The sequence below is a fragment of the Pseudomonas graminis genome (assembly GCF_900111735.1).
GTDB lineage: Bacteria > Pseudomonadota > Gammaproteobacteria > Pseudomonadales > Pseudomonadaceae > Aquipseudomonas > Aquipseudomonas graminis.
On record NZ_FOHW01000017.1, the window covers coordinates 1 to 22,679 of the forward strand.

22 protein-coding genes are annotated in these 22,679 nt (G+C 59.7%); 10 read left to right on the forward strand and 12 right to left on the reverse strand.

What is annotated here, in order from left to right; translation table 11 throughout:
- Positions 1-605 precede the first annotated feature (605 nt).
- From BMY98_RS14150 to minC, 4 genes are all read right to left on the reverse strand, one after another.
- On the reverse strand, positions 606-1,241 hold the full coding sequence (locus tag BMY98_RS14150) for an RluA family pseudouridine synthase (protein ID WP_074890211.1): 636 nt from the start codon (positions 1,239-1,241) through the stop codon (positions 606-608).
- 151 nt (positions 1,242-1,392) lie between these two features.
- Positions 1,393-1,647, reverse strand: coding sequence for a cell division topological specificity factor MinE (minE, locus tag BMY98_RS14155; RefSeq protein WP_037013831.1), 255 nt, complete (start codon positions 1,645-1,647; stop codon positions 1,393-1,395).
- The gene (gene minD / locus BMY98_RS14160; RefSeq protein WP_037013830.1) at positions 1,647-2,459 is read right to left on the reverse strand and encodes a septum site-determining protein MinD; all 813 of its coding nucleotides are present in this window, start codon (positions 2,457-2,459) and stop codon (positions 1,647-1,649) included. Before minD ends, minE begins: the two co-directional genes overlap by 1 nt.
- Before the next feature lie 200 nt (positions 2,460-2,659).
- On the reverse strand, positions 2,660-3,406 hold the full coding sequence (minC, locus tag BMY98_RS14165) for a septum site-determining protein MinC (protein WP_074890214.1): 747 nt from the start codon (positions 3,404-3,406) through the stop codon (positions 2,660-2,662).
- A 142-nt stretch (positions 3,407-3,548) separates the two neighbouring features.
- On the opposite strand from minC, the gene BMY98_RS14170 reads away from it, so the two are divergent.
- Both BMY98_RS14170 and BMY98_RS14175 read left to right on the forward strand, forming a co-directional pair.
- Positions 3,549-4,481, forward strand: coding sequence for a lipid A biosynthesis lauroyl acyltransferase (locus BMY98_RS14170; protein WP_074890217.1), 933 nt, complete (start codon positions 3,549-3,551; stop codon positions 4,479-4,481).
- 67 nt (positions 4,482-4,548) lie between these two features.
- The gene (locus BMY98_RS14175; protein ID WP_074890388.1) at positions 4,549-5,733 is read left to right on the forward strand and encodes a patatin-like phospholipase family protein; all 1,185 of its coding nucleotides are present in this window, start codon (positions 4,549-4,551) and stop codon (positions 5,731-5,733) included.
- Between the two features lie 140 nt (positions 5,734-5,873).
- Here BMY98_RS14175 and BMY98_RS14180 read toward each other — a convergent pair whose 3' ends face one another.
- The 3 genes from BMY98_RS14180 to BMY98_RS14190 all read right to left on the reverse strand — a co-directional run bounded on the left by BMY98_RS14180 (position 5,874) and on the right by BMY98_RS14190 (position 9,220).
- Positions 5,874-6,728: a pirin family protein gene (locus BMY98_RS14180; RefSeq protein WP_074890220.1), complete on the reverse strand. Its 855-nt coding sequence runs from the start codon at positions 6,726-6,728 to the stop codon at positions 5,874-5,876.
- A gap of 397 nt (positions 6,729-7,125) precedes the next feature.
- Entirely contained in the window at positions 7,126-7,929 is an 804-nt protein-coding gene (locus BMY98_RS14185) for an MlaA family lipoprotein (RefSeq protein ID WP_074890223.1), read from the reverse strand.
- A complete protein-coding gene (locus BMY98_RS14190) occupies positions 7,922-9,220 on the reverse strand; it encodes a serine/threonine protein kinase (protein ID WP_074890225.1) in 1,299 nt (432 codons plus the stop codon). Before BMY98_RS14190 ends, BMY98_RS14185 begins: the two co-directional genes overlap by 8 nt.
- 221 nt (positions 9,221-9,441) lie before the next feature.
- On the opposite strand from BMY98_RS14190, the gene BMY98_RS14195 reads away from it, so the two are divergent.
- Positions 9,442-9,807: a hypothetical protein gene (locus BMY98_RS14195; RefSeq protein ID WP_074890389.1), complete on the forward strand. Its 366-nt coding sequence runs from the start codon at positions 9,442-9,444 to the stop codon at positions 9,805-9,807.
- Between the two features lie 594 nt (positions 9,808-10,401).
- On the opposite strand, the gene BMY98_RS14200 is transcribed toward BMY98_RS14195, so the two are convergent.
- Positions 10,402-11,988 carry a glycoside hydrolase family 17 protein gene (locus BMY98_RS14200; protein ID WP_074890228.1) on the reverse strand — a complete coding sequence of 529 codons (1,587 nt, stop codon included), beginning with the start codon at positions 11,986-11,988 and terminating at the stop codon, positions 10,402-10,404.
- Positions 11,989-12,485: 497 nt separating this feature from the next.
- Between BMY98_RS14200 and BMY98_RS14205 the strand changes: the two genes are divergently transcribed.
- From BMY98_RS14205 to BMY98_RS14220, 4 genes are all read left to right on the forward strand, one after another.
- Positions 12,486-13,343 (forward strand): glycine betaine ABC transporter substrate-binding protein, encoded by an 858-nt coding sequence (locus BMY98_RS14205; RefSeq protein ID WP_074890231.1) that lies wholly within the window; start codon positions 12,486-12,488, stop codon positions 13,341-13,343.
- A gap of 219 nt (positions 13,344-13,562) precedes the next feature.
- On the forward strand, positions 13,563-13,874 hold the full coding sequence (locus tag BMY98_RS14210; RefSeq protein ID WP_074890233.1) for a DUF485 domain-containing protein: 312 nt from the start codon (positions 13,563-13,565) through the stop codon (positions 13,872-13,874).
- The gene (locus BMY98_RS14215; protein WP_074890236.1) at positions 13,871-15,529 is read left to right on the forward strand and encodes a cation acetate symporter; all 1,659 of its coding nucleotides are present in this window, start codon (positions 13,871-13,873) and stop codon (positions 15,527-15,529) included. Before BMY98_RS14210 ends, BMY98_RS14215 begins: the two co-directional genes overlap by 4 nt.
- 716 nt (positions 15,530-16,245) lie before the next feature.
- Positions 16,246-16,533 (forward strand): hypothetical protein, encoded by a 288-nt coding sequence (locus BMY98_RS14220; protein ID WP_074890239.1) that lies wholly within the window; start codon positions 16,246-16,248, stop codon positions 16,531-16,533.
- Between the two features lie 506 nt (positions 16,534-17,039).
- Here BMY98_RS14220 and BMY98_RS14225 read toward each other — a convergent pair.
- Positions 17,040-17,198: a DUF3309 family protein gene (locus BMY98_RS14225; RefSeq protein ID WP_020290439.1), complete on the reverse strand. Its 159-nt coding sequence runs from the start codon at positions 17,196-17,198 to the stop codon at positions 17,040-17,042.
- Positions 17,199-17,646: 448 nt separating this feature from the next.
- Between BMY98_RS14225 and BMY98_RS14230 the strand changes: the two genes are divergently transcribed.
- The 3 genes from BMY98_RS14230 to csrA all read left to right on the forward strand — a co-directional run bounded on the left by BMY98_RS14230 (position 17,647) and on the right by csrA (position 19,276).
- Entirely contained in the window at positions 17,647-18,459 is an 813-nt protein-coding gene (locus tag BMY98_RS14230) for an SDR family oxidoreductase (protein ID WP_074890242.1), read from the forward strand.
- Positions 18,460-18,530: 71 nt separating this feature from the next.
- Entirely contained in the window at positions 18,531-18,863 is a 333-nt protein-coding gene (locus tag BMY98_RS14235) for a YnfA family protein (protein WP_074890245.1), read from the forward strand.
- A gap of 215 nt (positions 18,864-19,078) precedes the next feature.
- Positions 19,079-19,276 (forward strand): carbon storage regulator CsrA, encoded by a 198-nt coding sequence (gene csrA, locus BMY98_RS14240; protein ID WP_074890247.1) that lies wholly within the window; start codon positions 19,079-19,081, stop codon positions 19,274-19,276.
- Between the two features lie 46 nt (positions 19,277-19,322).
- On the opposite strand, the gene BMY98_RS14245 is transcribed toward csrA, so the two are convergent.
- The 3 genes from BMY98_RS14245 to ngg form a co-directional block, all read right to left on the reverse strand.
- A complete protein-coding gene (locus BMY98_RS14245; protein WP_065986890.1) occupies positions 19,323-19,553 on the reverse strand; it encodes a YheU family protein in 231 nt (76 codons plus the stop codon).
- A gap of 64 nt (positions 19,554-19,617) precedes the next feature.
- Positions 19,618-20,802: an osmoprotectant NAGGN system M42 family peptidase gene (locus tag BMY98_RS14250; RefSeq protein WP_074890250.1), complete on the reverse strand. Its 1,185-nt coding sequence runs from the start codon at positions 20,800-20,802 to the stop codon at positions 19,618-19,620.
- Positions 20,803-20,929: 127 nt separating this feature from the next.
- On the reverse strand, positions 20,930-22,678 hold the full coding sequence (gene ngg / locus BMY98_RS14255; protein WP_074890253.1) for an N-acetylglutaminylglutamine synthetase: 1,749 nt from the start codon (positions 22,676-22,678) through the stop codon (positions 20,930-20,932).
- Between the last annotated feature and the right edge of the window lies 1 nt (position 22,679).

A 22,679-nucleotide genomic window follows, 5' to 3' on the forward strand; every position in this document is an offset into this window, starting at 1 on the left:
CCGAACGGACATCCATGTCCTGACGGCGCTCTCGCCGCATCCATGCGGCTCGGCCCACTGCGCGAGACCTGCGTTCAGCCTGCACCCAAGTCGCGATTGGCGGTGACTGGGCTTTTTGTGTACGGAGATCAAGATCAAAAGCTTCCCGGCTGAAGCCGGTCCTACGCGGGGGACGCAGTGTGCTTTTTAGTGGGACCGGCTTCAGCCGGGAAGGGGCCAGTCTGGGCGCTGGCAGTTCTGCAGCCTGACTCCCTCCCTGTGGGAGCGAGCTTGCTCGCGAATGCTGTTGCTGTTGCTGTGCTTTTGATCTTCATACGCAAAAAGTCCAGACACCGCAAAACGCGACTTTGGTGCAGGCCGAACGCAGACGATGTGGAGTGGGTCGAGCCGCATGGATGCGGCGAGAGCGCCGTCAGGACATGGATGTCCGTTCGGCGCGGGCCCACGGAGCATCGTCGGAGTGAGGGAACCCGACGAAGTCGGGCCCAACCAGGAGCAGGCACTTTTGCTTACTTTTGGTGCTTTTCAAAAGTAAGTCGCCGAAGGCGAAATGATCTGCCGTTAGGCAGATGTTCTTGATCTTCACCCTGTTCTGACTAACAAAATCAAAACGGCGCCGGACACTTGAACCGCAACCGCTCACCTGTCCCAGGATGGGTAAACGCCAACATGCTCGCGTGCAGACACAACCGCGGGTACGCTGCCAGCGCTTCCGGGTGCGCATACAAACCGTCGCCCAGCAACGGATGCCCAATCGACAACATATGCACCCGCAACTGATGCGACCGCCCTGTGATCGGCGTCAGCTCAACCCGACAATGGGTGTCATACCGCTCCAGCACCTTCCAGAACGTCAACGCATGCTTGCCGAACTCATGATCCACCACGTGACGCGGCTTGGTCGGCGGATCGTAGCGCAACGGCAAATCGATACTGCCGCTGTCCAGGTCTGGCTGGCCCCACGCCAGCGCCTTATAGGCCTTCTCCGTCTCGCGGTCATGAAACTGCCGGGACAACTCACGGTGGGTGTCCGCGTCACGGGCCAGCAAAATGATCCCCGACGTCTCCCAGTCCAGCCGATGGACGATGCGCGCTTCGGGGTAGCCGTTTTCCTGCAAGCGGGTAATCAGACAGTCCTTGTTATCGTCAGCGCGACCAGGGACTGAGAGCAGCAGGGTGGGTTTGTTCACCACCAGGACAGCGTCGTCCTGATGGAGGATATGAACGTTGGACAGCGGCATTGAACGCCTCATCACTCAAACAGGCGCAGCACGATCAAGACAGCCATCGTGGCGCAAAAAACAGGTCTTCAGGAACGCCAACGGCGGCGCGGTTGCCTGATTCCGCAAAGGGAGTCAGGCAACCGGGCCGCCGTGGCGACTGCCTTCTCGATCAACGATCAGGCAGGGTGATATTCAGTTCCAGAATCGAGCAGCTGCCGTCGTTTTCAAGGGCGACATGCACGTCATCGTTACCGATATTGACGTACTTGCGGATCACCTCGACCAACTCCTTCTGCAAGGCGGGCAGGTAATCCGGGGTGCTGCGTTGGCCGCGTTCATGCGCCACGATGATCTGTAGACGCTCTTTCGCTACCGACGCGGTGCTGGGCTTTTTGTTGGCACGAAAGAAGTCAAAAATGCTCATCAGTTACCCCCGAACAGGCGTTCGAAAAATCCTTTTTTCTGTACGTCCAGGAAGCGGTGCTCACGGTCCTTGCCCAACAGACGGTCAACGGCATCGCTGTACGCCTGGCCGGCATCGCTCTGGTCATCGAGGATGACCGGAACGCCCTGGTTGGACGCCTTGAGTACGGCCTGGGATTCCGGAATCACGCCCAGCAGGGTCACGGCGAGGATTTCCTTGACGTCTTCAACGCCCAGCATCTCGCCCTTGCTCACGCGCTCAGGATTGTAACGGGTCAGGAGCAAGTGCTCCTTGATCGGATCTTCACCACGCTCGGCGCGGCGGGACTTGCTGGCCAGCAGGCCCAGCATGCGGTCCGAGTCACGTACCGAGGACACTTCCGGGTTGGTCACGACGATGGCTTCGTCGGCGAAATACATCGCCAGGTGAGCGCCCGTTTCGATACCGGCCGGGGAGTCGCAGACGACGTACTCGAAGGTTTCCTTGAGTTCCATCAGGACTTTCTCAACGCCTTCCTTGGTCAGCGCGTCTTTGTCACGGGTCTGGCTGGCCGCGAGGACGTAAAGACCTTCGATCTTCTTGTCCTTGATCAGCGCTTGCTGCAGGTTGGCTTCGCCGTTCACTACGTTGACGAAGTCATAAACGACGCGACGCTCGCAACCCATGATCAGGTCAAGGTTACGCAGGCCGACGTCGAAGTCGACGATGACCGTTTTGTGGCCGCGCAGTGCGAGACCGGTACCGATGGCGGCGCTGGTGGTGGTCTTGCCCACACCACCCTTGCCGGATGTAACCACGAGAATCTTGGCCAAGGTGTATCACCCCTAGAGGAAAAGGACGTTGAGTCCCTGAAGAGCCCCTCGTGACGGCGCAACTAAAGCGGGCGAGGGCGGTGATCGGAACCCGTGAAGGAATTCCTGTTCGGGAGAACAAAAAAATATCCCGAACGTCCCGGTGCCTTCGCGTCGTTTTCGCGACGAATCAGAGTGGCTTAAAAATGGCGCAGTATCCGTTAAAGACGGGTGATGTTCAACACGTCCCCGGACAGACTGATCTGCACACCAGCGCCCCAGAGGGGATCCCGGCGCAGGTCTTCGGACACCTTGTACTGGCCGGCGATGGAGATCAGTTCGGCGACCATTTGCTGGCAGAAAATCCGTGCCTTGGTATCGCCCTTGATCCCCGCCAGCGCGCGGCCGCGCATCGGGCCGTACACGTGAATGTTGCCGTCGGCGAGCAGTTCGGCGCCGGGACTGACCGAGGAAATCACCACCAGATCAGAGCCCTGGGCGTAGATCTGCTGACCACCGCGCACAGGCGCCGTGATGATCTTGGTCGGTTTGATCAGCGGCTCGGGCGGCTTTTCAATGATTTCCGGCTTCTTTTTGACTTCGCCTTCCGTCGGATCGAGGGGGCGTTCGCGCGCGCCTGAAGGCGGCAGCACTGGCAGATCGATGGAAATGGCGGCGGCGATGTCTTCAATTCGGTTGGCACGAATGGCCAGGGTGCGCAGCCCGTGCTGGCGGCAAATGCGCATCATTGCCGGCAGATCGATCGCGCCTTCATCCGGCGGCAGTTTGTCGAGGGCCAGCACCAGCGGTGTATTGCTGAAGAAGTTAGGCGCCTGGGCGACTTTGGCCGCCAGTTGACGATCCAGCGCTTCGAGGTTGTTGCGGGCCAGTTCCAGCACAGTGATGGCCAGCATGCTGCCCTTCAGCTGAAACACGGGATCCTTGTCTTGCAATTCGATTTGGCTCATGTCGGCATACAGCGGCTTGTCGCTAAAAGTGCCGAGACTTATAACGATAACGCCCGCCAGCCGCAAGGGAGGCGCAACCGACGGGGGCACGATCCGCGCGAACCGATGTAGAATGCCCGCCTTTGTCCTGACGGAAGCTTTAATGGATCGCCCGCGTTTTCGAGCTCACTTTCTTCATCCCCGCTTCTGGCTGCTGTGGCTGGGGCTGGGCGTGCTCTGGCTGATCGTGCAGTTGCCGTTTCGCGTGTTGCTGGTGATCGGCCGTGCGCTGGGTTGGGTCATGTATTACCAGGCGACCGATCGGCGGATCATTGCTGCCCGTAACCTCGAACTGTGTTTCCCCCAGTATTCCCGAGCCGAGCGCAAACGCCTGCTCAAGGAAAACTTCGCCTCCACCGGCATCGCCTTTTTTGAAATGGCGATGAGCTGGTGGTGGAGCAAGCCCCGTCTCGCGCGCCTGGCGCACATCGAAGGCCTTCATCATTTAAAACAGGCACAGCTGGACGGCCATGGCGTGATCCTCATGGCGCTGCACTTCACGACGCTTGAAATCGGCGCGGCCCTGCTGGGTCAGCAGCACACCATCGATGGCATGTACCGCGAGCACAAGAACGCGCTGTTCGACTACGTGCAGCGGCGTGGCCGCGAGCGGCACAACATGGATTCCATTGCCGTTGAGCGCGAAGACGTGCGCGGCATGATCAAGCAGCTGCGCAAGGGCCGGGCGATCTGGTATGCGCCTGATCAGGACTACGGCGCCAAGCAGAGCATCTTCGTGCCGCTGTTCGGTATTCAGGCGGCCACCGTGCCGGCCACCAGCAAGTTCGCCAAACTCGGCCACGCGCTGGTCGTGCCGTTTACTCAGGAGCGTCTGGCTGATGGCAGTGGCTACAAGCTGGTGATCCATCCGCCGCTGAGCGATTTTCCGGGGGAGAGCGACGAGGCGGACTGCATTCGCATCAACCAATGGGTTGAGCGCGCCGTCACCGCATGCCCCGAGCAGTACCTGTGGGCGCACCGTCGCTTCAAGAGTCGGCCGCCGGGTGAGCCGAAGTTGTACAAGAAGCGTGGCTGAAACCAAGAGCTGAGAGCCAATGACGACAAGCGCCACAGAACAACAAACGGTGCACGATGCCTCAGCGATGTCTCCCGGCATCGAGCCCATCACCGGGCTGATTCTGTCCGGCGGCGGCGCCCGCGCGGCGTATCAGGTGGGCGTGCTCGCCGGCATCGCCGACCTGCTGCCCGTCGGCGCCAAAAACCCTTTTCCGGTCATCGTCGGCACCTCCGCCGGGGCGATCAACGCGGTGAAGCTGGCCAGCGGCGCCGCGCAGTTTCGTACCGCGATCCACGAACTCACTGACTTCTGGCAGGGCTTTCGCAGCCATCAAGTGCTGCGCAGTGACTGGCCCGGCGTCGTACGGCAGGCCGCACGGTTCTTCGGTCGCAGCCTGTTGGGCATCGGTCGGCAACAGGTGCCGGTGGCGCTGCTCAACAGCTCGCCGCTCAAGGATCTGCTGACTGCGCGGCTCAACCTCGACGGCATCCAGGAAGCCATTGAAGCAAAGCATCTGCGCGCCGTGGCGATCACTGCCTTTGGTTATGAATCGGGGCAGGCTGTCACGTTTTATCAGGGCAGGGGCACCATCGAATCCTGGCTGCGGCATCGCCGGATCGGCCTGCCGACACGTTTGACCATCGACCATCTGCTGGCCAGTTCGGCGATTCCCTTGCTGTTCGCGCCGGTGAAGCTGGGGCAGGAATATTTTGGCGACGGCGCGGTGCGGCAGTCGGCGCCGATCAGTCCGGCGTTGCACTTGGGCGCTAACCGCGTACTGGTGGTGGGCGTCAGCGGCAACCCCCGTGGCCCCGGCGCGAATCCCGCTGTACAGCGCGCGGTCCGTGGCACGCAGCCGAGCCTTGCGCAGATCGGCGGGCACATGCTCAACAGCACGTTCATTGACAGCCTTGAGAGTGACATTGAGTTGCTGGAGCGGCTGAATCTGGTCAGCCGTATGTTGCCGTCACCGAGTGTTCCCTCGCCTCTGGCGTCCGAGTCGACGCCCATTCAGTCCCTGGCGCCGGTTGAAGTGCTGGTGATTTCCCCCAGCCAGCCCATCGACGAAATCGCCGCCCGCCATCGCCGCGAACTGCCCCCGGCGCTGCGCACGTTTCTGCGCGGCCCGGGTGCAACCAAGACCAGCGGCGCCGGGGTGCTGAGCTATCTGCTGTTCGAGTCGGGTTATTGCAGCGAGCTCATTGAGCTGGGCCGCCGCGACGCGATGGCCCAGAAGGACGAGTTGAAGCGGTTCTTGCGGCTGGAGTGAATCTCTGCCCCGAGTGATTCAATGCGGCCGCAGCTCATTGTAGGAGCGCGCTTGCCCGCGATGGCGGTGTGTCATTCACCATATCTATTGCAGGCAGATCGCGTTCGCGGGTAAGCGCGCTCCTACACTGTAAGAGGCGTTCACGCGGTCAGTTTGTCATCCCGAAAATCCCGCAGGGCCTGTTCGATTTCTTCACGGCTGTTCATCACGAACGGGCCGTATTGCACGATCGGTTCGCCCAGCGGCTTGCCAGCGATCAGCAGCACGCGGGCGCCCGTTTGGCTGCTCAGCTGGATCTCACCACTTTCCGACAACCGCGCGAGACGGCTCGTACCGAGTTTCTGTGGCTGTCCTGCGATCTCGACTTCACCTTCATACACGTACAGCAGCACGCGATGGCCCTCGGCGACGCGCGGGGTGACGTCGGCGCCGGCGGGCATGTGAAAGTCGAAATACTGCGGCTCGGTGTCCGGACGCTGCACGGCGCCTGCCTGGGACGTCTGGCCGTCGTCGAACTGACCTGCGATCACCACCACGTCGACGCCCTTATGGGTGGTGATGCGCGGAATGCGCTCGGGCTGAATGTCGTCGTAACCGGCATCGCCCATCTTCGATTTGGCCGGCAGGTTGAGCCACAGCTGGAAGCCGCGCATGGCGCCTTCTTCCTGCTCGGGCATCTCGCTGTGAATGACCCCGCGCGCAGCGGTCATCCATTGCACGCCGCCGCTTTGCAGCAGGCCGACGTTGCCCATGTGGTCTTCGTGGCGCATGCGGCCTTCTAGCATGTAGGTGACGGTCTCGAACCCGCGATGGGGGTGTGGCGGAAAGCCGGCGATGTACTCGTCGGGGTTTTCGGAGCCGAATTCGTCGAGCATCAGGAAGGGGTCGAAGGATTCAATGCCTGGCCCGCCGAACACACGGGTCAGCTTGACGCCAGCACCGTCGGACGTCGGTTGGCCGGCCTGGATCGACAGCACTTTACGAAATTGAGTCATGGGGCTCACTCCGGCAGAGGGGGAATGGCGCCTATGGTAGGCCTGTTGAGGCGATGGATGGGTGACGTTTTTGCGGGGGAATGATCGGTTTTGGCGATGGGTTGCGGGCTTTATTCCCAAGACTCCAGGAGACCCCCCACCATCGAAAGGAGAGGGGTCGCGCGGCAAACGCTGTCCATGTAGGAGTGACCGGGGAGGCGCTCCACCTTGCTCGCGAAGAGGCCCGAAGATCCGACATATCGCCACCGGCCGGACCGCGCACTTGTAGGACTGGCTTTAGCCGGGAAGATGCCGGCATTAACACCACGAATTTGATGGCGTGCCGACGGGCCTCTTCCCGGCTGAAGCCAGTCCTACAGGTTTTGCTGCCAGCAGTGCCGGCAGCGTTCAGGTCACGTTACTCGGAAACCTGCAGCTTGCGGGCTTCGGTGTACACGTAACGCACTTTCTCGTACTCGAACGGCGAGTCCATCTGACCATAGCGGAAGCTGGTGGTGTAGCGACGGTCGATGGCGCGCAGCAGGTACAGCTCAGGATGGTCTTCGCTGACCTGGGCGACGTTGAGGAAGTTGATCTGCGATTCAGCCGTGAAGTCGAAGACCAGTCCGCCAGTGTCACGCAGGTTAGACGGGCCGAGGATCGGCAACACCAGGTACGGGCCTGCCGGTACGCCGTAGAAACCCAGGGTCTGACCGAAGTCTTCGCTCTGTTTCTTCAGGCCCATCATGGTCGCCGGGTCCCACAGCCCGGCAATGCCCAGGGTGGTGTTGACGATCAGGCGGCCGGTGGTTTCCATCGAACGCTTGCCCTTGAACTGCAGCAGACTGTTCAGCAGGTTCGGCACATCGCCAAGGTTGCTGAAAAAGTTGCTGACGCCGGTACGCACGAAGCTCGGTGTCACGTATTTGTAGCCGTTGACCACCGGCAGGAACACCCACTCATCGAAGCGATAGTTGAAGTGGTAGACCCGACGGTTCCAGGACTCCAGCGGATCATAGACATTCAGCGCGTTGAGCGACGAGCGCTCGAACTCCTGAGCGTCGAGACCCGGGTTGAATTTCAGGGACTTCAAAGGCTCGGTGAACCCATCCGGGTTATCGATCCGCTTGACCGGGGCTGCCTGGGAAACGATCGGCGCGTCGGCCGCGTGGACGGCGCCAGCGCAGAGGAGGGCGGCGATAAGCAATAGACGTTTAGCCACGGAAAAACTCCAGCATGGCGTCGCTGTTGACGCGATAGTTCATGTTGCCGCAGTGACCGCCGTAAGGGTAAACGGTCAGGCGATCGCCAAAAGTCTTGCGCAGGAAGCCGAGGTCGCCCGGGCCGAGGATCACGTCGTCGGCGTTGTGCATCACCGCGATCTTCTTGCTGCTCGCCAGGTAATCCTTCAGCGCGTACAGGCTGACCTGATCAATCAGTTGCAGCAGGCTGCCACCGTCGGTGCGGGCACGCCACATCGGGATGACCTGCTCGGTCACGTAGCAGTCGAAATCGCATTGCAGCGCGCGCTTGAGGAACGGCGTCAGGCTGGTGCCTTCGCTGATCGGTGTCTTTGGCGGAGTAATCAGGCCGCGGCGGTTGATCAGGTCAGATGTAAATGCGATGTCGGCGGCGGAGAAGCGGAACGAGGTACCAATCAGCATCGCCATCTGTTCGTTGGACAGGTGCTGCTTGGACTGCTGGAAGTCATACAGCAGGGCATCGTTCAGATCGATGTAGCCTTTTTCGCGGAAGTAGCGGGTCAGCTTCTGCAGCACCAGTTCATAGAAGGTGGTGCTGTTGGTGATGCCTTTAACGTCGGTCTGAACCATTTTGTCGAGGTTGGTGATCGACGTGTACAGGTTCACCGGCGGGTTGATCAGCAGCACTTTCTTGAAGTTGAAGCTGCGGCGGGTTTCGTCAAGTTTGCTGACGAACGCTGCATCCAGTGCGCCGAGGCTGTAACCGGTGAGGTAATACTCGGTGACCTGCAGTTTTGACTGCTGGGCGCGAACGGCCTGCATGACGCGGTACAAGTCTTCGGCGTCTTCCTTGGTGACGCCAGGGGTGGCGAAACGCGAGGCGGCGCTCATGAAGTCGTAGCTTGTGGGCGACGAGAGCTGTACGACGTTGTAACCCGCGCCGTAGTAAAGCTTCTTCAGGTATTCGTTCAGGGTGCTGTTATAAGGCGCGCCGGTGCCGGCGATCAGGAAGATCAGCGGCGCAGGGTGGTCTTGTTTGGCGAGGCGATAACGCAGTTTCTTCACGGCCCAGAAGTTGTCCGGCAGTGTGAACTCACGCTCCGGGCGCATGGTGAGGCTGTAATCGTCCTGATCGATGTCGGCGTCTTCAGGCACCTTGGCACGCAAATCCGCTGGGGTCGTGGCGATGGTCGCTTCGAACGGATTGGTCAGGGGGAAGCCATAGCTGGACGGATCGATATCGACCGCCATCACGGACGCACTCAAAAACAGGCCGCCTGATAAGGCGGCGAGGCGCAGAAAACGAAGCATGACTGAATCCCTTGGGAATGATGTGCTGTTGAAATACGCAGGCTATGACACGGGTGTAATGCCAAAGTGCCGTGACGGCAAGTGACTCTTGCATGACCCTCTGCGACGATACAGGTTATGGCACTTCTGCCCTGTCTGCTCGTGCTTTTTATTGCCCGTATGGTTTTGCCCGGCTGGCTGCGGCTATGCTGCGCGCCGTTGGTTATTTTCTGGAGTGTGTCGTGTCCCGTCGTCTGCCGTTGGTGATGCTTTTTTTTATGCTGGTGCTGTGGCTGGCCGTCAGTTACGGACTGCGTTACGGCCTGATGGAAGACGTGCAATGGGTAGGAACCTGCGCTGACGAGGCGTCTAAATGGCAGTGCCAGCTGCGCTCGAACCTGGGCCTGTTGATCCACTTCGGTGTGTTCGGATGGGGCGCGCTGATCGCGTCGCTGGTCGCGTTCTGTGTGCCACGTCAGGTCGGCCGGGCGCTCGCGGTCGTTGGCTTGCTGCTGGGGATACTTGCGCTGGTGCTGTATACCGCCAGTCTGGCGGTGTTCGCGGTGGTGATTGCCGGGTTGCGGCTGGTGCGTAGTCAGCGGGCCTGACCTCACAACGGGCCTGGCCTCAAAAGCCGAATGCCAGACAGCATAAAGGGGAGCGAGGCTCCCCTTTAAATCGTTGCACGTGCTCTTTCTTATTGTTGTAGGGCGGTCTGTTGTTGTTATTGGCAACCGGTCCCTCTACAGCGTCTTCGGTGATCCCCATACGGGATACAAGAGCAAACGTATTTTTTTGAGCGCTGACCTGCTTTGATTCCTCTTCTGCGAGAGGTGATCCAACCCGTTCTGGCCGCTACCTGAGGGTAGTTTTATTATTCTCGGTCGGGCTGCGAGGCCGGGGCCTCGGTAAAGCGTTTCTACTCCAAAAAAATCTGTTGGCTGCGTCTCTGTGCCGTTGTTCTTGTTATGTCAGAGCCGATTCATCTTATTTTTATTGGTTTTTCACATTTTGTTCTTGTTATGCAGGAGATATAGCAGGGTGCGTGCCAACTTTTGAAATCCCTTTTAAATCAAGGGATTGTGAAATCCGATTATTCGGCACCCCGGATGTGTAACGGAATTTTGTTTCCGTGTTACCCGCCTTGGCGCTTTTTAGTCCCTCGGCGGTAACACAATGTATCCGTCCCGCCGCACACACGGTTACACAGCGTTGGCGGCGCTCTTCGGCGCCTTGACCGGAGCGCCGATGCGCACGCTGCGCCACAGTGCCAGCGCCATCAGCAGACTCACCGCCGCCCACGCCCACGCCTGGGGATTGCTCAGTCCTTCGCGAAACAGCTGCGGCACGATGCCGGCGCCGACGATGAACATCAACAGGCCGATCTCACGGCGCGGTGCTGCCACCGGGCGGACCAGAAAGACCAATGCCGGCAGCCACAGGGTCGCTGTTGCGAAGCTGCGGTAGCGCGGATCAAACACCATCGCCAGCATCATCACTGCCGCCGCGAACCCGCTGGCGTACAACCACCATCCGGCCCGGGCGTCCAGCCAGGCGAACACGCGTTCGCGCCAGCCTGAACGCGCCGACAACGCCAGCGCTGCGTGGGCGAGTACCAGCAGATTCAGCGCCACCAGTGCCACTGCCCACACGTATTCGCCGGCAAAGCGGCTGGTCACCCGGGCCAGTTCACCCCAGGTACCGATGCAGCAACCCGCGAACGCCGCCAGCAATGGCAGCATCAGCGCGTTGCGTGGGCGATTGACACGACCCGCCCACGCCAGCGCCAGCAGGGCGATTGCGCCACTCACCGCCAGCCAGAATGGCCACAACGGCAGGTTCGACACCGGCCCGGCCAGCACGCCTTTGTCCTGGCGATCGGCATCGAACAGCCCCCAGTAACCGCCCACTGCGCCTTCGGACTGGCGCTTCCACGGCTGGTCGAAGGCCTCGATCAGGTTGTAGTGCCAGCCGTGCTGCTCGGCCATGGCGACGAAACTGCGAATGAATTTGGCCTCGTTGACCCGGCTGGGCAGCGCCGTTTCACGCTGGCGGCCTTCGCTGGGCCAGCCAGTCTCGCCGATGAGAATGTCCTTGGGCGCGAACTTTTTGCCGAACGTTTCGCGGATCTGCGCGACGTGGGCCAAGGCTTCGTCGATGCCGGTGGGGTCGTCTTCCCAGTACGGCAGCAGGTGGATCGTCAGAAAATCCACGGCAGGGGCGACTTCCGGGTATTGCAGCCAGTATTCCCAGACGTCCGCGTAGGTAACCGGCTGCTTGACCTGCGCTTTCACCTGAGCAATCAGTTTGGCCAATTGAGCGCCGGTGACTTCCTTGCGCAACAGGCTTTCGTTACCGACGATCACCGCCGTCACCACATCCGGGTGGGTATTCGCGGCCGTCACCAGCGCCTTGATTTCCTTGGCCGTGTCCACCGGATTGCCATTGACCCAGGCGCCGAGCATCAGCTTGAGACCGTACTTGCGAGCGATGTCGGGAAGCGCCTCCATGCCGGTCATCGAGTAGGTGCGGATGCAGTTGAAGCGCGTCGCCAGCAACGCCAGATCAGCGTCCATCCGTGCGGGGCGCAGGGTGAACGGCTGATCGAAAGGCGATTGGTCCTTATCGAACGGCGTGTAGGACGCGCATTGCAGTTTGTGGGTCGGCGTGGCGGCGTCCGGCAGAATCACCGGCTTGCCCAGCCAGTACCAGTAGCCGCACAGGCCAAGCAGGGCAATCACACAGGAGAACAGGTAAAGGACGACAGGCGAGCGGGACGGTGCGGACATGATGGGGCCGATGTGGGGCGAAGGGCGGCATATTAGCAAGATGATGCGGTTACATCTGTAGGAGCGTGGCTCGTCCCGCGATCGGCTGCGGAGCAGTCGTTAAACCTCGCCACGCCATTCTCGCTGACACACCGCATTCATTGCATTGCTGCCGCTGCGCGCCAGATCGCGGGACAAGCCACGCTCCTACACAACCCATCCTCTCAGCGCTTTTGCAAATCATGCAATTTCCGGACGAGTCGCCAGGCTCTTTACGACCTGTCTGTCGTTGATGGCCCGGTGATGTCGTTTACCGGGTGGCTGGGTGTCGCTGGGAGGAAAGGCACAAGGTGTATGGGGGTTGATGATCAATCGTCCACGCAGCGATTGCGTCTGCGCAGGCACGTGGTGAAAGCGTGAAACGCGTGCTCGCCCCGAACCAGGGCGCGAGAGCGACGTTATAAGAACGTTAACGACGCCCGACCGCTGTCGGGTTCTGGACTACCGGGGAAGTGAAAATGACGATGCGAAAAATCCTGGGTGTCGGTGCCGCGCTGGCACTGGCCATCAGTTCCACGCTGGCCCACGCCGACGCCAAACCCGAGCTGAGCATCGGTTACGTCGATGGCTGGTCCGACAGTGTTGCCACCACCAACGTCGCCGCCGAGGTGATCAAGCAAAAACTGGGTTACCCGGTGAAACTGCAGGCCGTGGCGGCCGGGATCATGTGGCAGGGCGTCGCGACCGGCAAACTGGACATGATCCTGTCTGCCTGGCTGCCCGTGACCCACGGCGAGTACTGGACCAAGAACAAGGACAAGGTCACCGACTACGGCCCCAACTTCAAGGACGCAAAAATCGGCCTGATCGTGCCTGAGTACGTGAAAGCCAACTCGGTGGCGGACCTCAAGACCGACGACTCTTTCAAGAAGAAAATCGTTGGCATCGACGCCGGCTCAGGCGTGATGATCAAGACCGATCAGGCGATCAAGGATTATGGCCTGGACGGTTACAAGCTACAGGCCAGTTCCGGCGCCGGCATGATCGCCGAGCTGACCCGCGCCGAGAACAAGAAAGAATCCATCGCCGTCACCGGCTGGGTGCCGCACTGGATGTTCGCGAAGTGGAAGCTGAAGTTCCTCGAAGACCCGAAGGGCGTTTACGGTGCTGCTGAAACCGTCGACAACATCGGCAGCCTGGACCTGGCGAAGAAGGCCCCGGACGTTGCGGAATTCCTGAAGAAATTCCAGTGGTCCGGCAAGGATGAAATCGGCGAAGTCATGCTTGCCATCCAGGACGGCGCCAAGCCTGAAGCGGCGGCCAAGGACTGGGTTGCCAAGCACCCGGATCGCGTCAAGGAGTGGACCGGTAAGTAATCGGTCACAAAGATTTAACGTCTTACCGAACCGCCTGGCGAGCCATCGCCAGGCGGTTTTTTATTGCCTTCACCCCACTGTGCAATCAACGGCGCGTAAAAGAGGCAATCCTTCGAACATCAACTAATGTCGTTCTAATACTAAGGTCGTCTGGAGTGCAACGCAGAGCGGACTAAAGTGCAAACCGTGACATCCATCTGTGCTGCGAGGACAAAAACAATGAACGACAGCATTTACCTCTCGATTCAGAACAGCCCGCGTTTCAAGGAGCTGGTCTCGAAAAGGGAACGATTCGCCTGGATTCTCTCGGCAATCATGCTTGGGCTCTATGCCGCATTCATCCTTTTGATTGCGTATGGGCCTCAGATTCTCGGCGCCAAAATCAGCGCCACATCAACCATTACATGGGGTATGCCGATCGGCGTCGGGCTGATTGTGTCCGCGTTTGTTCTGACCGCCATCTACGTTCGCCGCGCAAACGGTGAATTCGATGACCTGAACAACGCGATCCTGAAGGAGGCACAGCAATGATCCGGCGCCTGCTTGCGGCCTTCGGCCTTGCTGCTTTCGCACCAACACTATGGGCAGCCGAAGCGCTGACTGGTGCGGTGCAGAAGCAACCGTTGAACGTGTCGGCGATCATCATGTTTGTGGTCTTCGTTGGTTTCACTCTCTACATCACGTATTGGGCGTCGAAAAAGAACAAGACAGCGTCAGACTATTACTCGGCAGGCGGCAAGATCACCGGGTTCCAGAACGGCCTGGCCATCGCCGGTGACTACATGTCGGCGGCGTCCTTTCTGGGGATTTCCGCGCTGGTGTACACCTCCGGCTACGACGGTCTGATCTACTCCATCGGCTTCCTTGTCGGCTGGCCGATCATCCTGTTCCTGATCGCCGAACGCCTGCGCAACCTGGGCAAGTACACCTTCGCTGACGTGGCGTCCTATCGCCTCAAGCAGAAGGAAATCCGCACCTTGTCCGCCTGCGGTTCGCTGGTGGTCGTGGCGTTCTACTTGATCGCTCAGATGGTTGGCGCCGGCAAGCTGATCCAGCTGCTGTTCGGTCTGGACTATGCGGTGGCGGTGGTGCTCGTCGGTATCCTGATGTGCCTTTATGTGCTGTTCGGCGGCATGCTGGCGACCACGTGGGTACAGATCATCAAGGCGGTGATGCTGCTCTCCGGTGCGTCGTTCATGGCGTTGATGGTGATGAAGCACGTCAACTTCGACTTCAACGTGCTGTTCTCGGAAGCGGTGAAGGTTCACCCGAAAGGTGAAGCGATCATGAGCCCGGGCGGTCTGGTGAAAGATCCGATCTCGGCGTTCTCGCTGGGTTTGGCGCTGATGTTCGGCACCGCGGGCCTGCCACACATTCTCATGCGCTTCTTCACCGTGAGTGATGCGAAGGAAGCCCGTAAGTCGGTGCTCTACGCGACCGGTTTCATCGGCTACTTCTACATCCTGACCTTCATCATCGGTTTTGGCGCGATCCTGCTGGTCAGCACCAATCCGACGTTCAAGGACGCGGCGGGCGCGCTGCTCGGCGGCAACAACATGGCAGCGGTTCACTTGGCCGATGCGGTCGGTGGCAGTCTGTTCCTGGGCTTTATCTCGGCGGTGGCGTTCGCGACCATCCTTGCTGTGGTGGCGGGTCTGACCCTGGCCGGTGCTTCGGCGGTGTCCCACGACTTGTATGCCAGTGTGATAAAGGCGGGCAAGGCCAACGAGAAAGACGAGATCCGTGTGTCGAAGTACACCACGGTTGCGCTGGCGGTCGTGGCGATCCTGTTGGGTATTGCGTTCGAAAGTCAGAACATCGCGTTCATGGTGGGCCTGGCGTTCTCGATTGCGGCGAGCTGTAACTTCCCGGTCTTGTTGCTTTCGATGTACTGGAAGAACCTGACCACTCGTGGCGCGATGATTGGCGGCTGGATGGGCCTGATCAGTGCGGTGGTGTTGATGGTGCTCGGGCCGACCATTTGGGTGCAGATTCTGCATCACGAGAAGGCGATTTTCCCGTACGAGTATCCTGCGTTGTTTTCGATTGCGATTGCGTTTGTCGGGATCTGGTTTTTCTCGATCACGGATAAGTCGAAGGCGGCGGAAGGTGAGCGTGCGTTGTTCTTCCCGCAGTTTGTGCGTTCGCAGACGGGCCTGGGGGCCAGTGGTGCGGTGTCGCATTGATCTGAGGTAGTGCTGTTGTGAAAACGCCCCGATCATCGGGGCGTTTTTGTTTTAAAGGCGTTTCAGATCAAGAGCGTCGGCCTAACGGCTCGACTGTTTCGCCTTCGGCGAGTTACTTTTAAAAAGCACTAAAAGTAACCAAAAGTGCCTGCTCTCGGTTGGGCCCGACTTCGTCGGGTTCCTTCACTCCGGTCCCGCTCCGTGGGCCCGCGCCGAACGGACATCCATGTCCTGACGGCGCTCTCGCCGCATCCATGCGGCTCGGCCCACTGCGCGAGACCTGCGTTCAGCCTGCACCCAAGTCGCGTTTGGCGGTGACTGGGCTTTTTGTGTATGAAGATCAAAAGCAACGGCAACGGCAACGGCAACGGCAACGGCAGAGGCAGAGGCAGAGGCTTCCGGCTGAAGCCGGTCTACAGGGTGCGCCGCTGGTGCCAGAGGGTGTACGCGGTGTGCTTTTTAGTGGGACCGGCTTTAGCCGGGAAGGGGCCAGTCCAGGCGCTGGGTATTTCAGTGTGGGTTTTATCGTCTGCGGTTTTCCGGCAGGAGCTGGCTTGCTGGCGAAACGGCATTTCATGCCCGGATGAATCTGACGCAGATGTCATTTTTGCGTTCAGTGCTTAAAAAAGATTGAACCGCTTTTACGCCGATTCGCCTAATGATCAGCGTGTGGAGATTCCCACAGGCCTTGTGCTAATACCGGCACTCTTCGAGAGGTGGTTAACGTGGCTAAAGACGACAAGAAAACCAAAGGTGAAGCTTCGAAAGCCAGCAAGGATTTGAAGGACAAAAAGTCCTCACCGGAAAAGAAATCAGCGGCGGCCTCGACTCTTTCGAAGTCTTCTGAAAAGAAAGACACCAAGAAAGACGCCAAGAAAGCGGCTGAACCAAAGAAAGCAGCTGAGCCAAAGAAAGCGGCAAAGAAAGCTGATAGCAAGCCAGAAAAGGCCAAGAAATCAGACAAGGCAGAAAAAGCCGACAAGCCTGCAAAAAAGAAAAAGTAATGCCTGCTATCTGCTAGGGCGTAACGCCCTAGCTTCCCCAGAACGTCCTGTTCGATTGCTGTAAACCCTCACTCTCCTTACACCCCTAAAAATCCAGTGGTAGCAGCTAACGGGTGAGCGTAAGTTTCTGAATTCATAACGTTCAAACCAGCCTCTTCCCGGCTAAAGCCGGTCCCACTAAAAAAGCACACCGTACACCCTCTGGGACCGGCTTCAGCCGGGAAGCTTTTGATCTGCTTTTGATCTTCCTGCACAGAACGCTCAAACACCGCCAGTCGCGACATGGGTGCAGGCTGAACGCAGGTCGCGTGCCCACGGAGCGAGACCGGTGAAGGAACCCGACGAAGTCGGGCCAAGCCGAGAGCAGGCACTTTTGCTTACTTTTGGTGCTTTTCAAAAGTAAGTCGCCGAAGGCGAAACAATCTGCCCGCAGGCAGATCCGCTCCAAAAAAAACACAAAAAAAACCGCGCCTGAGCGCGGTTCTTTTTTAATGCCAGCCTGGCAGTTAAATCCTTCCCAGCAACACCAATATCAGCAGGATCACCAGAATCGTACCGATGATGCCCGACGGACCGTAGCCCCAGCTTCGGGAGTGCGGGAAAACCGGAAGTCCGCCAACCAACAGCAGGATAAGGATGATGATCAGAATTGTGCCGATGCCCATGACGAGTTCCTTCTAGTGTTCTTGGAAGATGGCTATGCAGTTCAAGAGGTTGCCACTACGGCTAATCATTGTGCTGCTTGATGGATCCGACTGCCGGACTAATCAAAAGGTTCTGAGCGGCAGAAATAAAAATTAACATCCCCAAAAAAAACAAAGAAACCATAGCCTTGCGCGTTTAGCGAAAAAACGTGATTGCTTAAAATTCTGATCAAAAATGCGCAAAAACTAACGCCGCTTAGTGTGGAACCAAGCCGTAACTAACGGGTCACCCAGTTCGATATAACGCTCTGCCGCTTAACCAATTAGCTGCCTAAATACATCCAAAAGAGTGGTGATCCATTCAAAGCATCGGTTTGCCTCTCATATTCAGCGCCCTGATGAAGGGTTTGTCGGACAATCCTCCTGTTTACACTCTGGCTACTTCTTCATAACCGACAAGGCGTCTGCTATGCACAATCGCATCATGATCACCGGCGCAGGGTCCGGGCTGGGACGCGAGATCGCGCTGCGTTGGGCGCGCGAAGGGTGGCAGCTGGCGCTGTCGGATGTCAGTGACAGCGGCCTTCAGGAAACCCTGCGCTTGGTGCGCGAAGCGGGTGGGGACGGTTTCGTACAGCGCTGTGACGTTCGGGACTACAGCCAGCTCACCGCATTTGCCCAAGCCTGCGAGCAGAAATTCGGCGGCATCGATGTGATCGTCAACAACGCCGGGGTCGCTTCAGGTGGGTTCTTCGGCGAATTGTCCCTGGAGGATTGGGACTGGCAGATCGCAATCAACCTGATGGGGGTCGTCAAGGGCTGCAAGGCGTTTTTGCCGCTGTTGGAACAGAGCAAAGGCAAGATCATCAACATCGCGTCCATGGCTGCCTTGATGCAGGGCCCGGCGATGAGCAATTACAACGTCGCCAAGGCGGGCGTGGTCGCGCTGTCGGAGAGTCTGTTAATCGAGCTGCGCCAGCAGGAAATCGGCGTGCATGTGGTGTGTCCGTCGTTCTTCCAGACCAACTTGCTGGATTCCTTTCGCGGCCCCACGCCGGCGATGAAAGCCCAGGTCGGCAAGTTGCTGGAGAGCTCGCCCATCAGCGCGACGGATATCGCCGATTACATCTACCAGCAGGTTGCCAGCGGCGAGTTCATGATCCTGCCCCATGAGCAAGGGCGAATGGCCTGGCAGCTCAAGCAGAAAAATCCTCAGCTGCTGTACGACGAGATGGCCACCATGGCGGAGAAAATGCGCGCCAAGGCGAAGCCCGGCAGCTGAATCAAATCTCTGTGAAGGAGCTTTTCTGATAGGGTGCCGGCACTTTCCGGCTGACCTGGACGAGGCTCATCGTGCTCAATTACCTGTGGTTTTTCCTTGCCGCGCTGTTCGAGATTGCCGGATGTTATGCCTTCTGGATGTGGCTGCGCCAAGGCAAGAGCGCGCTGTGGGTCATTCCGGCGCTGATCAGCCTGACATTGTTCGCCGTCCTGCTGACCCGGGTAGAAGCCACGTATGCCGGGCGGGCCTACGCGGCTTATGGCGGCATTTACATCATTGCGTCCATTGCCTGGCTAGGCGTTATCGAACGTGTTCGTCCTTTGACGTCGGACTGGATCGGCGTCGGCCTGTGCGTGATCGGCGCGACCATTATTCTGCTTGGCCCGCGCTGGTCAGCCGCCTGATCTTTCGCGCTTGATCTTTCGTGTCAGAGTAATGAACTGACCTCTGCCGGACCTTTCTCTGATGTGCAGGCCGGAGATGCCCTGGCGCGTAGGAAGCGTCTGTCAGCCATGTTCTTGAAGGATTGAAGGGCGTTACTGATTTTGCCCTTGCGCATTGAAGCGCCTGGGTCTGAGGGTCAACCTGCTTCTTCGGTTACAGCCAAGGAGTAGGACGTATGCTGGTATTGACGCGGGAAATCGGAGAGACCTTCAACATCGGCGATGAGATCACCGTGAAGGTGTTGGGCATCAGCGGTAATCAGGTTCGCCTGGGAATCAATGCGCCGCGCAGCATCAGGATTCATCGGGCAGAAGTTATCCGACGAATCGCGTCACGGTTGCAGAACCTGGCCAACCGGTCGCCGGGCAGATGAACTCAATTCGGTGGCTATCGCGGTGCTGCGGCAGGTGCAAGGTGGCCTATTCCTCGAAATATTCCTTTGGTACTTCATGCTTGAGCATCAGCTGACATTGCTGGCTGTCCATGTCGAAGAAAATCACCGCCTGACCTTTGCTCAGCGCATGGCGCACCCGCAGCACGCGGGTTTCGAGGGGGGTATCGTCGCCGTTGTCAGTGCCATCGCGGGTCACGAAGTCCTCGATCAGGCGCGTCAGGGTGTCGGCTTCGAGTTGGTCGTAGGGGATCAGCATAGGTTTCTCGGCAATCACAAAAAGTACACGGGGCGGCGATGCTATCGCGCCCCGTGCGGGCAGGCTACCGCTGTCCCACCAGCGTATCCACCGGCGGCACCCGTGTGTCGCTTTCCATCTGCGCATCGTGCTCCAGCTGATGGCTGAAATTTTCCAGCGACGCGTTGGACGGATGTGCGTCGCTGGCAAACACCGGCGGACTCATGATGTAGGCGGCAAGCAGACGGCTTAGCGTGCTCAGGCTGTCGATGTGCGTGCGTTCATAGCCGTGTGTCGCGTCGCAGCCGAAGGCCAGCAGGGCAGTGCGGGTGTCGTACCCGGCCGTGATCGCCGAATGCGCGTCGCTGTAGTAATAGCGGAACAGGTCTCGGCGCACGGACAGATCGTTTTGCTCGCCCAAACGCAGCAAGTGCCGCGACAGGTGATAGTCGTACGGGCCGCCGGAATCCTGCATCGCCACGCTGACCGCGTGTTCGCTGGAGTGCTGACCGGGCGCAACGGGGGCGATGTCGATCCCGACGAACTCGCTGACGTCCCACGGCAGGCTGCCCGCAGCGCCGCTGCCGGTTTCTTCGGTAATGGTGAACAGCGGGTGGCAATCGATCAGGGGTTCGACGCCGCTGTCGACGATGGCTTTGAGCGCCGCGAGCAGGGCGGCGACGCCGGCCTTGTCGTCCAGATGGCGAGCGCTGATGTGCCCGCTGTCGGTGAACTCGGGCAACGGGTCAAACGCCACGAAGTCGCCGATGTTGATGCCCACCGACTCACAATCCGCGCGGGTCGCGCTGTAGGCGTCCAGGCGCACTTCGACGTGGTCCCAACTGATGGGCATGGTGTCGACGGCCGTATTGAACGCGTGCCCGGACGCCATCAACGGCAGCACGCTGCCGCGAATCACGCCATTGTCGGTGAACACGCTGACGCGGCTGCCTTCGGCAAAGCGGCTGGACCAGCAACCGACCGGTGCAAGGCCCAGTCGACCGTTGTCTTTGACTTCACGAACGCTGGCACCGATGGTGTCCAGGTGCGCGGAAACGGCGCGGTCGGGGCTGTTCTGTTTGCCTTTCAAGGTAGCGCGGATGGTGCCGCGCCGGGTCAGTTCGAATGGAATGCCCAGTTCTTCCAGGCGCTCGGCGACATAGCGCACGATGGTGTCGGTGAAACCGGTGGGGCTCGGGATCGCGAGCATCTCCAGCAGGACTTTTTGCAGGTAATTCAGATCCGGTTCATGGATGTTTGCAGTCGTCATAGGAACCTCGATGTGTGACGCAAAGTGGACTGTTAACGGGCTCGCTCGCGGGTTCGATCCGGTGGCAACGAATGCATCGTTCGGCCAGACCGGTCGCGGCCAAGCTCACGGCTACAGGGATTGCGCCTTAGCCATGGGCAGGCTGGCTGTGGGGAAACAACAAGTCGACGAAACGCTCGGCGGTCGGTTGTGGCTCGTGATTGGCCAGGCCGCAGCGCTCGTTCGCTTCGATGAACACGTACTCCGGCTGATCAGCGGCGGGGACCATCAGGTCCAGACCGACCACCGGGATGTCGAGGGCGCGCGCGGCTCGCACGGCGGCGTCCTTCAGCACCGGGTGAAGAATCGTGGTGACGTCTTCCAGGCAGCCGCCGGTGTGCAGGTTCGCAGTCCGACGCACGGCCAGACGCTGATCGGCCGGTAACACGCTGTCGAAACTGAAACCCGCGTCCTCAACGGTGCGGTGGGTTTCATCGTCCACCGGGATCTTGCTCTCGCCACCCGTGGCTGCGGACCGACGGCGGCTCTGCGCCTCGATCAACTGAGCCACGGTGTGACGGCCATCGCCGATGATCTCGGCCGGACGCCGAATCGCGGCAGCCACCACTTCAAAACCGATCACGACAATGCGCAGGTCGAGGCCTTCGTGGAAGCTCTCGAGCAGCACGCGGCTGTCGAACTGGCGAGCACGTTCGACCGCCGCCTGGACGTCTTCAATGGTGCGCAGGTCTACGGCCACGCCCTGACCTTGCTCGCCATCGACCGGCTTGACCACCACGCGCTGATGTTCTTCAAGAAACGCCAGGTTATCGTCGCCGTTGCCGGCCAACTGCTGCACCGGCACTGCCAGATCTGCCGCTTTCAGCGCCTTCTGGGTCATGCGCTTGTCCTGGCACAGCGTCATGCTGACGGCGGTGGTCAGGTCGCTTAACGACTCACGGCAACGCACGCGGCGACTGCCATGGATCAGCGTGAAGAGTCCCGCTTCGGCGTCATCTACTTGCACCTCGATGCCGCGACGATGGGCTTCTTCGACGATGATCCGGGCATACGGATTGAAGTCCGCCTGCGGGCCGGGGCCGAGAAACAGCTTTTCGTTAATGCCGTTTTTACGCTTGATGGCGAAGGTCGGCAGGTTGCGGAAACCCAGCTTGGCGTACAGGCTTTTTGCTTGATCGTTGTCATGCAGCACCGACAGATCCAGATACGCCAGACCCCGGCTCTGGAAGTGTTCCACCAGGTGCCGCACCAGCACCTCGCCGACGCCAGGCCGCGTGCATTGCGGATCAACCGCCAGGCACCACAGGCTGCTGCCGTTTTCGGGATCGTTGAAGGCCTTCTGGTGGTTCAGGCCCATCACGCTGCCGATCACGGCGTTGGTGGTTTCGTCTTCGGCGATCCAGTAAACCGGGCCACCCTGATGACGCGGGGTCAGCAGATGGGGGTCGATGGGCAACATGCCACGGGCAATGTACAGATTGTTGATCGACGTCCAGTCGCCCTCGCTTTGCGCCCGGCGAATCCTGAAACCGCGGAACACGCGCTGGGCCGGGCGGTAATCGCTGAACCACAGGCGCAAGGTATCCGACGGATCGAGGAACAACTGTTGCGGTGATTGCGCCAGCACCTGTTGCGGGGCGGCAACATACAAGGCGATGTCGCGCTCGCCCTGTTTTTCGTTGATCAAATCCTGGGCGAGAGACACCGGGTCAGGGTAGGTATGGCCGATCAGCAGCCGTCCCCAGCCACAATGCAGAGCCAGCGGTTCTGTCTCAGGCGTGCCGCCGTCTCCGGCAAGGCGAGCCTGCAAGCGCTCGTACGACGGCGCCTGGCCGCGCAGCAAACGCTGGTTATGAATCGAAGCGTTGGCTTTCATC